Origin of the sequence: Caenimonas terrae (assembly GCF_042655405.1) — a bacterium.
Taxonomy (GTDB): Bacteria; Pseudomonadota; Gammaproteobacteria; order Burkholderiales; family Burkholderiaceae_C; genus Ramlibacter; species Ramlibacter terrae_A.
On record NZ_JBHSMF010000015.1, the window covers coordinates 81,752 to 94,601 of the forward strand.

A 12,850-nucleotide genomic window follows, 5' to 3' on the forward strand; every position below is an offset into this window, starting at 1 on the left:
AAGAGCATGGCAACCATCGCATTCCTGGGCACCGGGCTGCTGGGCAGCGCATTCGCCGAGGCGGCCGCCAAACGCGGCGACACCGTCACCGCCTGGAACCGCTCGGCCGACAAGGTCCGGCAACTCGAACAGTTCGGCGTCAAGGCCGCCGCCAAGCCGGCCGATGCCGTGCGCGGCGCCTCCCGCGTGCACCTGGTGCTCAAGGACGACGCGGTGGTGGAGGAAGTGATCGCCGCCGCCGGCCCCGGCCTGGCGCCCGACGCCGTGCTGATCGACCACACCACCACCTTGCCCGGGCTCACCGCGGCGCGGGCCGAACGGCTCAAGGCGCAGGGCATCAGGTACCTGCACTGCCCCGTCTTCATGGGGCCGCCGGCCGCCCGCAACGCGCAGGGCTCGATGATGGTCGCCGGGCCGCGCGCGCTGTTCGACAGCGTCAAGGACGCCTTGGCGCCGATGACCGGCCGGCTGCAGTACATGGGCGAGCGGGCCGACCTGGCGGCCGTCAACAAGCTGTTCGGCAACGCGATGATCATCGCCATGTCGGCGGCGATGGCCGACGTGCTCACCATCGCCCAGGCCAGCGGCGTGGCGCCGGCCGACGCCATCGACCTGCTCAAGCTGCTGGACCTCAACGCGATGGTGGCCGGCCGCGGCGCCAACATGGCCAAGGGCAATTTCGCCGCCAGCTTCGAGCTGGCGATGGCCCGCAAGGACGTGCGGCTGATGCTGGAGACCTGCGGCGCGCGGCCGCTGGCCGTGCTGCCCGCCATCGCGGCGCGGATGGACCAGCTGATCGCCGCCGGCCATGGCGCCAAGGACGCCAGCGTGCTGGGCATCGACGCCGTCGCGCCGGGGAGCGCCGCATGATCGTCGAGCGCATCTGGACCGGCAACGCCTACCGCAACTTCAACTACCTGGTGGCCTGCCCCGACACCGGCGAGGCGCTGGCCATCGATCCGCTGGACAGCGAGAAGACGCTGGCCACCGCCAGGGCCAGGGGCTGGCAGATCACCCAGGTGCTCAACACCCACGAGCACCACGACCACATCGGCGGCAATGCCGCGGTGGTGGCCGCCACCGGCGCCAGGGTGATCGCCCACCACCGCGCCGCCGGCCTGATTCCCGGCGTGGACCGCGGCGTGCAGGCCGGCGACGTCATCAAGGTGGGCAAGCGGGTGGAGCTGGAATGCCTGGACACGCCCGGCCACACCATGTGCCACATCTGCCTGCGCTCGCACACCGACCAGCCGGCGCTGTTCTCGGGCGACACGCTGTTCAACGCCGGCGCCGGCAACGTGCACAACGGCGGCAACGTGGACGCGCTGTTCGCCACCTTCGTCGAGCAGCTCGCCAGGCTGCCGGCCGACACGCGCATCTACCCGGGCCACGACTACATCGAGAACAACCTGAAATTCACGCTGGCGCGCGAGCCGGACAACGTCGCCGCGAAGGAGCTGCTGCCGCAGGTGGCCGGCCGCGATCCGGCCGCCGTCGTCACCACGCTGGCCGACGAACAGCGGATCAACACCTTCATGCGGCTGGACAGCCCGGGCGTGATCGACCGGCTGCGGCAGGACTTTGCGGACCTGCCGGACCGGCCCGATGCGAAGACCGTGTTCAGGAAGCTGCGCGAGTTGCGCAACAAGTGGTGACGGCTCAGGGCTGGGATGACAGCGAGCGCACTGCGCGGGCGGTGCCGCCACCGCCGACGTTCACGCCCAGCGTGAGCAGCGCCGCTTCGACGCCGGCGATCGCGCCCAGGATCATCGCGGGGTTGCAGTCGCCCAGGTGGCCGATGCGGAAGGCCCGGCCGGTCAGCGGGCCCAGGCCGCCGGCGATCGCCACCTGGAAGCGCTCGCGCGCCACGGCCCGCAGCGCATCGACGTCGATGCCCCCGGCCACCGTGATGGTCGTGACCGAGTGGGAGCGCGAGGCCGGTTCCTGCGCGAAGAAGTCCAGCGCGCCGCCTTCGCGCCAGCCCTCCACCGCCGCATGCACCGCGCCGGCCAGCTGCGCGTGGCGCGCCCACACCGCCTCCAGCCCCTCGGCGAAGATCAGCCCCAGCGCCGCTTCCAGCCCCAGCAGCAGGTTCTGCGGCGGCGTGCCGCAGAACTTGCGGTACGACAGCGCGTCCCGGCGCCGCACCCAGTCCCAGTAGAAGCGCGGCGCCGGATTGGCGCCGGCGAGCGCGAACGCCTTGGCGTTGACGGCGATGAAGCCGAGGCCGGGCGGGCACATCAGGCCCTTTTGCGAAGCGCCGACCGCCACGTCCACGCCCAGCGCATCCATCGCGAACGGGATCGCCCCCAGCGAGGCCACCACGTCGGCCACCAGCAGCGCCGGATGGCCGGCGGCGTCGATGGCGCGCCGGATGGCGGCTATGTCGCTGGTGACGCCGCTGGCGGTATCCGTGTGGACCGCGAACACCGCCTGGATCGCGTACTGGCGGTCGTCGCGCAGCGCCTGCTCCACCGCGGCCGCATCGATCGGCCAGCCCTCGCGCCAGGGCGTGCGGACCACGCGGCGGCCCAGCGCTTCGGTCTGGATCGCCCACGATTCGCTGAAGTGGCCGGTGCCGGGCACCAGCACCGCAGCGCCCGGTGCCGCGACGTTTTCCACCACCGCTTCCCACACGCCGTGGCCATTGGCCGCGTACATGAAGACGTCGGCGCCGGGGCTGTGCAGCAGCCGCTTGAGGCCCTCTTCGCAGGCCGCGATGTTGGCGTCCAGCCGCGGGTCGGCCAGGTCCATCGGCTGCGCGCTCATCGCATGCAGCACGGCGTCGGGCAACGGGGTCGGGCCGGGCGAATGCAGCGAGCGGCGGCCGGGGATGCGGGCAGGAGGATTCGTCATGCGTTGGTCGTCGTGAGGAGCTGGCCGATGCGGGCCATTATGCAAACTCGCGGCAGCCGCTGCCGATGGGGCAGCGCTAGCGCAGCGACACCATCACCGGCTGGTGGTCCGAGGCCTGGGTGGCGCCGTCGATCTCCATCCGGCGCACCCGCTGCTTCAGTGCGTCGCTGACGAACACGAGGTCGCAGGCCATCGGGTCGGGGCCGTACTCGCGCTCATAAACGCGGAAGGTGGGCGGCTGCGGCAGCTCGCCGTGCAGCACCCGCCACGCGTCCTGCAGGCAGCCGGCCAGGACCGGATAGTCGGGATCGCTAGGCGCCAGGTTGAAGTCGCCGCACAGGATCGCATTGGCGGTGTGCACCTTGGCCTGGAACGGCGAGCCGTCGTCGCCGGGCTGCGGCGGCGCATCCGCCTGCGCGCAGGCCTGCCGGTGCAGCTCGCACAGGGCGCGCGCCTGCGCCATCCGCTGCAGCGCCGAGTAGTACTCCAGGTGCGTCGTCATCACCCGCAGCGGGCCGAGTGCCGGATCGACGACCGTCACCACGGTGCACATCCGCGGCATGCTGCAGACGCCGGCGTCGGCCGGGTAGGGCAGGGCATGGTGCTGCACCTGCGCCACCGGCAGCCGGGTGGCGACCAGGTTGCCGAACTGCCGGCGCTGGCCGTCGGCGCCGAATTCGTCGACCGCCGCGCCGAAGAACAGCTGGAAGCCGGGCAGCAGCTCGCGCAGCAGCGCCGGCTGGTCGTGGCCGGCATTGCCCGCCAGGCCGGGGTAGTTGACCGCGATCTCCTGCAGGCACAGCACGTCGAAGTCAGCCAGATGCCGGGCGCCGGCGACGATGCGCTGCGGGCTGACCGTGCCGTCGATGCCGCGGCACCATTGGACATTCCAGGTGACGAGCTTCATGGCTGGCTGTCGATGCGCCGCCGGGCTCTTTCCGTTCAGGCGGCCTTGCGCTGTTTCACCCACTTCTCGACCGCGTCGCTGCCGCCGACCAGCTCGCCGTTGACGAACAGCTGCGGCACGGTGCGGGCCTTGGCGATCGCGCCCAGCGCCCGCGTGCGGATGGTGTGCGGCAGGTTGACGTCGGCGAATTCGACGCCCGCGTCCTTCAGTTGCTGCTTGGCCTTGGCGCAGAACTCGCAGCCTTCGCGGGTGAGCAGCGCCACCTGGTCGGGCGCCTTCGCATCCTTGTTGACGTACTTGAGCAGCGTGTCCGCGTCCGACACCTCGAACGGATCGCCCGGCTTGTCGGGCTCAATGAACATCTTGTCGATCACGCCGTCCTTGACCAGCATCGAATAGCGCCACGAGCGCTTGCCGAAGTTCTCGTCGCTCATGTCCACCAGCATGCCCATGCCGCCGGTGAAGGCGCCGTTGCCGTCCGGCAGCACGAACACGTTGTGGGCTTCCTGGTTCTTGGCCCATTCCTCCATCACGAACGGGTCGTTGACGGCGATGCAGATCACCTCGTCGACGCCGTTGGCCTTGAAGGTGGGCGCCAGCTCGTTGAAGCGCGGCAGGTGCGTGCTGGAACAGGTGGGCGTGAAGGCGCCCGGCAGCGAGAACACGGCCACGGTGCGGCCCTTGAACAGCTTGTCGGTGTCGGTCTGCTTCCACTGGCCGTTCTGGCGGTACTTGAAGGTGACCTTGGGAACGGGCTGGCCTTCGCGGGATTCGGGTTTTGTCATGGGAGAGGTCCGGGTTGAAACACAACCCGGAATCTTCGCCGAATTCCCTGTATCCATGGGTACAGGGGGGCCGGACGCTACGGTTCCAGCCGGACCGTCGGGCGGATCGCGTCCAGCTGCGCCCAGTCGACCTCCAGCAGGCGGACGTCGCGCCCGCCGGCCTCCGGGGGCGGACCGTCGCGGATGCCGACCTCGCCCAGCCCGAAGCGCCGCATGTCGTCGGCCGACAGGGCGTAGAACTCGTCCACGTCGTAGGGCGCGATCTTGCCGAACCAGCAGACGAAGCCGTCGACGCCGGCCTGCCGGTAGAACTGCTGCTCGCGCACGGCCAGCTGGCGGGCGCCTTCCAGCATCTCCGGGCTCCAGCTGGCCTGGCCGGTCTGCTGCAGGTAAAGCACGTGGGTCATGTTGCCGTGCCAGGCCACCGCCAGCGGATGGCCCATGCTCTTGCGCCGGCCGGCCGGAAAGATGTAGTTGGCGCAGGACGAGCGGCACTCGGTGGGCACGTCGACGTCCAGCCCGCGCGCCAGGATGGCGGACGCCATGTCCAGCGCCGCCGTCACCATGCCGCCGCGCGAGGTGATGACCAGCCGCCTGATCGCCGGGTCCTGCAGCAGGTGCAGGAATGCTGCGGCCGATGGCGGATTGATCTGGCCCTCGAACAGCACCGTGTCGCCCACCGCCTCCACTTTCGCCGCGGCCGTGGTCTGCGCGCCTGCATGGCCGGCCAGGGCGAGCAGCAGGGCCAGCAGCGCCGGGCGCGGGCGGGCGAATGCGAAGGGCCTCATGCCCGCACTATGACCGGTTCCTGAATTCCGCCGGGGTGGTGCCGGTCCAGGCGCGGAAGGCCCGGGCGAAGCTCTTGTCGTTGCCGAAGCCCGCCGCGGTCGCCACCTGCTTGATCGGCTTGTCGGTGCGGTTCAGGATGTCCTTGGCGATGGCGAAGCGCACTTCGTCCTTCAGCCGCTGCAGGCTGGCGCCTTCCTCCTTGAGCTGCCGGTGCAGCGTGCGCGGCGACACGTTGAGCAAGTCCGCCAGCTGCGTCGCGTTGTGGCCGCGCGCCGGGTCGGCGGCCAGCGCCTGCCGCACCTGCTCCACCAGCAGCCGGTCGCGCCGGTACTGCAGCACGGTCAGCGGCAGCGCGTGCTTGAGCATCTGGCCCAGCGCCTTCTCGTCGCGCCGCAGCGGCAGCGCCAGGTAGCGGGCGTCGAACTGGATCGCGGCTTGTCCTGAGCCTGTCGAGGGGGCCTGTCCTGAGCCTGTCGAAGGGGCCTGTCCTGAGCCTGTCGAAGTGGCTTGTGGCGCGCCGAAGCTCAGCGGGCCGGGGAACAGCAACGGGTAGGCGGCGGCGTGCGGCGGGGCGTCGAAGGGAAAGCGCGCCCCCTGCAGCGGGATGCGCGAATCGATGTACCAGCAGGCCAGGCCGTGGATGTTGCGCAGCACGTGCACCAGGCAGAACTCGCGCGCGGCGCCCAGGTCGCGCCGCTCCTCGATCGCGATCGTGGCCGTGGCTCCCGAGACCGCCACCCGCAGCGCGATGTCGTCGGTGATCAGCGCGTGGTGCCGGCACCAGCGCTTCAGGGCCAGGCCCAGGTCCGGCGCGCTGAGCGAGGCGCGGGCCAGCATGCCGTAGCTGCCCCAGGGCAGCCTGCGGCCGAAGGCGCCCAGGCCTTCGTCGTCCAGTTCCTGCATCGCCGCGCCCGACAGCACTTCCATCTGGGCGGCGGTGATGCGCCCCTCGGGCTTGTGCAGCTGGGCTGGCGTGATCTGTGCCAGCCTGAGGACGCCGGCGGGGCTCTGGCCGTAGCGTGCGTACGCCGCCACGATGGCTCGCGCGAACGCCATGGGGGTGGCGGCCCGGGGCGCAAGCAGTGGTTGGCGCGGCACGCCTTGCAGTTTCTGCGAGGATGGCAGGATCTGCAACCTGGCTGGCGCTCCGCGGCCTAGGGATTCGGCCTATGCTGACAGCCGGGCTTACGATGCCCGCAAGACGGTCGCGAGGAGACAAATGTCAGTTCTGGAAACCCAACTCAATCCCCGCTCGGCCGACTTCCAGGCCAATGCGGCGGCGATGCAGTCGCTGGTGGAGGACCTGCAGGTGCAGCTGGCGCAGGCGGCGGCCGGCGGCGGCGAGACCGCCCGCGCGCGCCACGTCAAGCGCGGCAAGCTGCTGCCGCGCGACCGGGTGCAGATGCTGCTGGACCCGGGCACGCCCTTCCTGGAGCTGGCGCCGCTGGCGGCGCACGCCATGTACAAGGGCGACGCGCCGGGCGCCGGGCTGATCGCCGGCATCGGCCGCGTCTCCGGCGTGGACTGCGTGATCGTCTGCAACGACGCCACCGTCAAGGGCGGCACCTACTACCCGATGACGGTGAAGAAGCACTTGCGGGCGCAGGAGGTGGCGCAGCAGAACAACCTGCCCTGCATCTACCTGGTCGACTCCGGCGGTGCGAACTTGCCCAACCAGGACGAGGTGTTCCCCGACCGCGACCACTTCGGCCGCATCTTCTACAACCAGGCCAACATGAGCGCGCTGGGCATCGCCCAGATCGCGGTGGTGATGGGCTCTTGCACGGCCGGCGGCGCCTACGTGCCGGCGATGAGCGACGAGACCATCATCGTCAAGAACCAGGGCACGATCTTCCTGGGCGGCCCGCCGCTGGTGAAGGCGGCCACCGGCGAGATCGTCTCGGCCGAGGACCTGGGCGGCGGCGACGTCCACACCCGGCTGTCCGGCGTGGCGGACCACCTGGCGCAGAACGACGCCCACGCGCTGGCGCTGGCACGGCAGGCCGTCGCCTCGCTCAACCGGCCCAAGGTGGTGGCGCAACAGCTGCGCGCGCCGCTGCCGCCGAAGTTCGACCCGCGCGAGCTGCAGGGCGTGGTGCCGACCGACGTGCGCAAGCCCTACGACGTGCGCGAGATCATCGCCCGCGTCGTCGACGGCTCGGAGTTCCACGAATTCAAGCAGCGCTACGGCGCCACGCTGGTCTGCGGCTTCGCCCACCTCGAGGGCATGCCGGTGGGCATCATCGCCAACAACGGCATCCTGTTTTCCGAGAGCGCGCAAAAGGGCGCCCACTTCATCGAGCTGTGCTGCCAGCGCAAGGTCCCGCTCATTTTTCTCCAGAACATCACCGGCTTCATGGTCGGGCGCAAGTACGAGAGCGAGGGCATCGCGCGCCACGGCGCCAAGCTGGTGACGGCCGTGGCCACGGCCAGCGTGCCCAAGTTCACCGTCATCATCGGCGGCAGCTACGGCGCCGGCAACTACGGCATGTGCGGCCGCGCCTATTCGCCGCGCTTCCTGTGGATGTGGCCCAACGCCCGGATCTGCGTGATGGGCGGCGAGCAGGCCTCCTCGGTGCTGGCGAGCGTCAAGCGCGACGCGATCGAAGCCAAGGGCGGCCAGTGGAGTGCCGAAGAGGAAGCAGCCTTCAAGCAGCCGCTGCTGGACCAGTTCGCCCACCAGTCCCATCCCTATTATTCCAGCGCCCGGATCTGGGATGACGGCGTGATCGACCCGGCGGACACCCGGCGCGTGCTGGCGCTGGGCCTGTCCGCGGCGCTCAACGCGCCGATTCCCGCGCCGAGGTTCGGCGTGTTCCGCATGTGACAACCAGACTCCGTTCGGGCCGGGTGGAACCCGTTCGCCCTGAGCTTGTCGAAGGGCTTCGACAGGCTCAGCCCGAACGGTGATTCAGACCAAACGGGAAAACAACCATGAACTCCATCTACACCAACCCCGACCACGAGCTGCTGCGCGACCAGGTCGCGAAGTTCATCGCCCGCGAGGTCGAGCCGCACGGCGCGGCCTGGGAGGAAGCCGGCTGCGTGCCGCGCGAGGTGCTGCGCCGCATGGGGCAGGCCGGCCTGTTCGGCCTGATGTACGAGAGCGCGTACGGCGGCGCCGAAGCGGACGCGATGACCAACCTGGTGTTCGCCGAGGCGCTGTCGCAGTCCACCTTCGCCGGCTTCATCATCACGGTGCTGGTCCACTCCGACATGGCCAGCCCGCACCTGCACCACGCCGGCAGCGCAGCGCAGAAGGACAAGTACCTCAGGCGCGTGATCGCCGGCGAGCTGATCACCGCCGTCGGCATCACCGAGCCGGGCGCCGGCTCCGACGTGGCCGGCATCCGCACCAGCGCCAGGCGCGATGGCGATCACTGGGTGCTGAACGGCACCAAGATGTTCATCACCAACGGCGTGCATGCCGACCTGTACTTCATCGCCGCCAAGACCGGCACCGGCAAGCGCGACATGTCGATGTTCATCGTGGAGAAGGGCACGCCCGGGTTCTCGGTGGGACGGGCACTGAAGAAGACCGGCTGGCTGTCCTCGGACACGGCGGAACTGGTGCTGGACAACGTGCGCATCCCGGCCGGCAACCTGCTGGGCGAGGAGGGCAAGGGCTTCTACTCGGTGATGAAGAACTTCCAGACCGAGCGCATCGCGCTGGCCGCGATGGCGGTCGGGCATTGCCAGCAGGCGCTGAAGCTCACCATCGACTACGTGCGCCAGCGCCAGGCCTTCGGCGAGCCGCTCTGGAGCAACCAGGTGATCCGCCAGCGGCTGTCGATGGCCGACGCCAAGACGCGCGCCGCGCGCCAGTTCATGTACCACTGCGCCTGGCGCGTGACGCAGGGCCACGACATCGTGCAGGACGTGTCGATGCTCAAGGCCCTGACCGGCGAGCTGGTCAACGAGGTGGTGCAGACCTGCCAGCAGTTCCACGGCGGCATGGGCTACATCCGCGAGACAGCGATCGAGCGGCTCTGGCGCGACGCCCGGGTGCTGGCCATCGGCGGCGGCGCCACCGAAGTGATGCTCGAAGAGGTGGCCAAGCGCTATTAACGGAACAACGACATGAATCATCTTGAACTGGCTTTCGACAAGGGGATCGCGACGGTCACCATGAACCGGCCCGAGGTCCGCAACGCCTTCAACGAGGAAGTGATCGGCGAGCTCAGCGCCGCCTTCCTGGGCCTGGGCGAGCGCGACGAAGTGCGCTGCGTGGTGCTGGCCGCGGCCGGCACGGCCTTCTGCGCCGGCGCCGACCTCAACTGGATGAAGCGCGTCGCCGATTACTCGCACGACGAGAACGTGGCCGACGCCGAGGCGCTGGCGCGGATGCTGCGCCTGATCTACCGCTGCCCCAAGCCGACCATCGCGCGGGTGCAGGGCGACGTGTACGCCGGCGGCACCGGCCTGGTGGCGGCCTGCGACATCGCGGTGGCGGCCGACACGGCGGGCTTCTGCATCAGCGAGGTGAAGCTGGGACTGATCCCGGCCACCATCAGTCCCTACGTGGTGCGGGCGATGGGGCCGCGCGCCGCGCACCGCTATTTCCTCACCGCCGAACGTTTCGACGCGGCCGAGGCGCTGCGCATCGGCCTGGTCCACGAGGTGGCGGCGCCCGACCAGCTGGACGCCAGGGTGGCGGCGCTGGCCGGCGCGCTGGTGCAGGCCGGCCCGGCCGCGGTCAAGGCCTGCAAGGCGCTGGTGCAGGACGTGGCGGAGAAGGACATCACGCAGCTGCTGATCGACCGCACGGTGCAGGCCATCGCCGACGTCCGCGTCAGCGAGGAAGGCCGCGAAGGCATCCAGGCCTTCCTGGGCAAGCGCAAGCCGAACTGGCTGCTGCCGGCCGCCTGAACGCCATGGACCATCTTCCGGGCCTGCTCGATACGCCGCACCTGCTGGCCCTGGCCGCGGCGCTGGGGTGGGCCAGCGGCATCCGCCTGTATGCGGCGGTGTTCCTGGTCGGCGCCGCCGGCGCCATGGGCTGGGTGGACCTGCCGCAGGGCCTGCGGATCCTGCAGCATCCGGGGGTGCTGGCGGCGGCCGGCTTCATGTGCTTCGTCGAATTCTTCGCCGACAAGATCCCGGTCGTGGACACCGTGTGGGACGCGGTCCACACGCTGATCCGCATCCCGGCCGGCGCCGCGCTGGCGGCCGGTGCGCTGGGCGCGGACGGCTCGGCGATGGCCTGGATCGCCGCATTGCTGGGCGGCAGCCTGGCGGCGACCAGCCACGCCGCCAAGATGACCACCCGCGCGGCGGTGAATACCTCGCCCGAGCCCTTTTCCAACATCGCCGTCTCGCTGGCCGAGGACGGCTTCGTGGTCTTCATGCTGTGGCTGTCGGCCACCCATCCGCTGCTGTTCGCGGTGGCGCTGGCAGTGACGCTGGTCGTCGCAGTGGTGCTGATGGTGGTGCTGGTCAAGTTCCTGAAAACCGTGTTGCGCGGATTGAGCCGCTTCTTGTCGGGCGCAGGCCTGTCCCCGGGGAAAACCAATGTTCCAGAAAATCCTGATCGCTAACCGTGGCGAGATCGCCTGCCGCGTGGCCGCGACGGCCCGCCGGATGGCGGTGCGCACCGTCGCCGTCTATTCCGATGCCGATGCCGACGCCAAGCACGTGCACGCCTGCGACGAAGCGGTCCACATCGGCGGCAGCGCGCCCAAGGACAGCTACCTGCGCTGGGAGCGGATCATCGAGGCGGCCAGGTCCACCGGCGCGCAGGCGATCCATCCGGGCTATGGCTTCCTGAGCGAGAACGAGGAGTTCGCGCGGGCCTGCCAGGCTGCCGGCCTGGTCTTCATCGGCCCGCCGGCGTCCGCGATCCAGGCCATGGGGCTGAAGGCCGAATCCAAGCGGCTGATGGAAACGGCCGGCGTGCCGCTGGTGCCCGGCTACCACGGCGCCGCCCAGGACCCGGCGCTGCTGCACCGGGAGGCCGACCGCATCGGCTACCCGGTGCTGATCAAGGCCAGCGCCGGCGGCGGCGGCAAGGGCATGCGCATCGTGGAGAAGGCCAGGGACTTCGAGGCGGCCCTGGCTTCCTGCAAGCGCGAGGCGATCAACAGCTTCGGCGACGACGCGGTGCTGATCGAGAAGTACGTGCAGCGGCCGCGCCACATCGAGATCCAGGTGTTCGGCGACACGCAGGGCGATTGCGTCTGGCTGTTCGAGCGCGACTGCTCGGTGCAGCGCCGCCACCAGAAGGTGCTGGAGGAAGCGCCGGCGCCGGGCATGACGCCGGCCATGCGCAAGCAGATGGGCGAGGCGGCGGTGGCGGCGGCCAAGGCGGTGGGCTACGTCGGCGCCGGCACGGTGGAATTCATCGTGGAGCAGCGCGATGGCGGCGCCATGAATTTCTTCTTCATGGAGATGAACACGCGGCTGCAGGTGGAGCATCCGGTGACCGAGGCCATCACCGGCCTCGATCTGGTCGAATGGCAGCTGCGGGTGGCGTCGGGCGAACCGCTGCCGCTGAAGCAGGAGCAGCTGAAGATCCACGGCCACGCGATCGAGGCGCGCATCTGCGCCGAGAACCCGGACAACAACTTCCTGCCGGCGACCGGCACGCTGCGGATCTACCGCAAGCCGCACTGCACGGCGTTCGAACGCAGCGCGGTGCGGATCGACGACGGCGTGCGCGAGGGCGACGCCATCTCGCCGTATTACGACTCGATGATCGCCAAGCTGATCGTGCACGCGGACAGCCGCGAGCAGGCGCTGGCGCGGCTGGACGAGGCGCTGGCGCAGACCCACATCGTCGGCCTGGCGACCAACGTGCAGTTCCTGCGCCATGTGGTGGCCAGCCCGTCGTTCGCGCAGGCCGACCTGGACACGGCGCTGATCGAGCGCGAGAAGGCGGTGCTGTTCCACCAGGACCCGGTCGGCCTGCCGCAGGCCGCCGCCGCCGCGGTGGCGCAGACCCTGCTCGATGAAAAGGCGCTGGAGGGCAGCGACCCGTTCAGCCGGCGCGACGGCTGGCGCTCGCACGGCGTGGCGACGCGGCGCTTCCAGTTCGAGTTCCACGGCCAGATGCACGAGGCGCAGCTGGCCTACCTGCACGATGGCGCGCTCACGCTCGCCGTCGGCGGCAGTTCCGGCCCGCTGCAATTCGCGCGCAGCGGCGGCGGCATCGACGTGCAGTACGCCGGCCAGCGCCAGACCGTGACCGTCTACAGCATCGGCGAGCTCGATCACGTATTCACTTCCCGCGGGGCGACGCAGATCCTCGCCACCGACCTGCTGGCGCACGCCGGCGAGGGCCTGAGCGACAGCGGACGCCTCACCGCGCCGATGCCGGGCAAGGTGGTGTCGATCGCGGTGCGGGCCGGCGACAAGGTCAGCAAGGGCCAGGCGCTGGCGGTGATGGAGGCGATGAAGATGGAGCACACCATCGCCGCCCCGGCCGACGGCACCGTGGCCGAGGTGCTCTACGCCCCGGGCGACCAGGTGGCGGAAGGGGCGGAGCTGCTCAGGATGGCATCCCGGCCTTAGCCGG

General features: G+C 70.2%; 12 protein-coding genes. 7 read left to right on the forward strand and 5 right to left on the reverse strand.

The window, feature by feature from the left end:
* The first annotated feature begins 6 nt into the window (after nt 1–6).
* Nucleotides 7–870 (forward strand): NAD(P)-dependent oxidoreductase, encoded by an 864-nt coding sequence (locus ACFPOE_RS22390; RefSeq protein ID WP_376852561.1) that lies wholly within the window; start codon nt 7–9, stop codon nt 868–870.
* A complete protein-coding gene (locus ACFPOE_RS22395; RefSeq protein ID WP_376852562.1) occupies nt 867–1,655 on the forward strand; it encodes a hydroxyacylglutathione hydrolase in 789 nt (262 codons plus the stop codon). The genes ACFPOE_RS22390 and ACFPOE_RS22395 overlap by 4 nt, the downstream gene beginning before the upstream one ends.
* Nucleotides 1,656–1,659: 4 nt before the next feature.
* Here the strand turns inward: ACFPOE_RS22395 and ACFPOE_RS22400 are convergent, their stop codons facing one another.
* The 5 genes from ACFPOE_RS22400 to ACFPOE_RS22420 form a co-directional block, all read right to left on the reverse strand.
* Nucleotides 1,660–2,856 (reverse strand): pyridoxal-phosphate-dependent aminotransferase family protein, encoded by a 1,197-nt coding sequence (locus ACFPOE_RS22400; protein ID WP_376852563.1) that lies wholly within the window; start codon nt 2,854–2,856, stop codon nt 1,660–1,662.
* Between the two features lie 76 nt (nt 2,857–2,932).
* Nucleotides 2,933–3,763, reverse strand: a complete 831-nt coding sequence (locus ACFPOE_RS22405; RefSeq protein WP_376852564.1) for an endonuclease/exonuclease/phosphatase family protein — start codon at nt 3,761–3,763, stop codon at nt 2,933–2,935.
* Nucleotides 3,764–3,798: 35 nt separating this feature from the next.
* Nucleotides 3,799–4,548 carry a glutathione peroxidase gene (locus ACFPOE_RS22410; RefSeq protein WP_376852565.1) on the reverse strand — a complete coding sequence of 250 codons (750 nt, stop codon included), beginning with the start codon at nt 4,546–4,548 and terminating at the stop codon, nt 3,799–3,801.
* A 77-nt stretch (nt 4,549–4,625) separates the two neighbouring features.
* Nucleotides 4,626–5,336, reverse strand: coding sequence for a hypothetical protein (locus tag ACFPOE_RS22415; RefSeq protein WP_376852566.1), 711 nt, complete (start codon nt 5,334–5,336; stop codon nt 4,626–4,628).
* Between the two features lie 7 nt (nt 5,337–5,343).
* On the reverse strand, nt 5,344–6,393 hold the full coding sequence (locus ACFPOE_RS22420; protein WP_376852567.1) for an AraC family transcriptional regulator: 1,050 nt from the start codon (nt 6,391–6,393) through the stop codon (nt 5,344–5,346).
* Between the two features lie 163 nt (nt 6,394–6,556).
* Here ACFPOE_RS22420 and ACFPOE_RS22425 point away from each other — a divergent pair, with 163 nt between their 5' ends.
* The 5 genes from ACFPOE_RS22425 (at nt 6,557) to ACFPOE_RS22445 (ending at nt 12,846) form a co-directional block, all read left to right on the forward strand.
* Nucleotides 6,557–8,164 carry a carboxyl transferase domain-containing protein gene (locus ACFPOE_RS22425; protein ID WP_376852568.1) on the forward strand — a complete coding sequence of 536 codons (1,608 nt, stop codon included), beginning with the start codon at nt 6,557–6,559 and terminating at the stop codon, nt 8,162–8,164.
* Nucleotides 8,165–8,271: 107 nt separating this feature from the next.
* Entirely contained in the window at nt 8,272–9,405 is a 1,134-nt protein-coding gene (locus ACFPOE_RS22430; RefSeq protein ID WP_376852569.1) for an acyl-CoA dehydrogenase family protein, read from the forward strand.
* Nucleotides 9,406–9,417: 12 nt separating this feature from the next.
* Nucleotides 9,418–10,206 carry an enoyl-CoA hydratase/isomerase family protein gene (locus ACFPOE_RS22435; RefSeq protein ID WP_376852570.1) on the forward strand — a complete coding sequence of 263 codons (789 nt, stop codon included), beginning with the start codon at nt 9,418–9,420 and terminating at the stop codon, nt 10,204–10,206.
* Between the two features lie 5 nt (nt 10,207–10,211).
* Complete coding sequence (locus tag ACFPOE_RS22440) at nt 10,212–10,874, forward strand: DUF4126 domain-containing protein (RefSeq protein WP_376852571.1); 663 nt, start codon at nt 10,212–10,214, stop codon at nt 10,872–10,874.
* Nucleotides 10,849–12,846 carry an acetyl/propionyl/methylcrotonyl-CoA carboxylase subunit alpha gene (locus ACFPOE_RS22445; RefSeq protein ID WP_376852572.1) on the forward strand — a complete coding sequence of 666 codons (1,998 nt, stop codon included), beginning with the start codon at nt 10,849–10,851 and terminating at the stop codon, nt 12,844–12,846. The genes ACFPOE_RS22440 and ACFPOE_RS22445 overlap by 26 nt, the downstream gene beginning before the upstream one ends.
* Nucleotides 12,847–12,850 lie beyond the last annotated feature (4 nt).